The organism is Bacillus nitratireducens (assembly GCF_036320425.1).
GTDB classification, from domain to species: Bacteria; Bacillota; Bacilli; order Bacillales; family Bacillaceae_G; genus Bacillus_A; species Bacillus_A nitratireducens.
This window is the reverse complement of sequence record NZ_JAUMJO010000057.1, coordinates 1-326: the sequence shown is the minus strand read 5'-3', so window position 1 is coordinate 326 and position 326 is coordinate 1. Positions and strand designations below refer to the sequence as shown.

Annotated in this window: 1 protein-coding gene; it reads right to left on the bottom strand. The window is 40.5% G+C overall.

The window, feature by feature from the left end; all coding sequences use genetic code 11:
* Positions 1-326 (bottom strand): IS6 family transposase (locus Q3V31_RS30830; protein ID WP_329767705.1); only part of this gene is annotated, 326 nt, incomplete at both ends.

The following is a 326-nucleotide window of genomic DNA, read 5'->3' as shown; positions in this document are numbered from 1 at the left end:
ATCGACTGTTATCACACGTGGCTTTGAAACATGAAAAGACCGCAAAGCTTTCTTCAAAAAGCGCTTTGCAGCCTTATGATCTCTTGTTTTGCTTAGGCAAAAATCGATTGTGTTTCCGTTCAAATCAACAGCACGATACAGGTACATCCATTGACCTTTTACTTTGATATATGTTTCATCGACTCTCCAAGAGTCATTGGTTTGCTTGAGGTAACGTCGGATTCGTTTGTCCAATTCAGGACCATACTGATGAACCCAACGCATAATCGTTGTATGAGAAATGGATAAACCACGTTCCTCCATCATTTCCACCAAATCACGAAAAC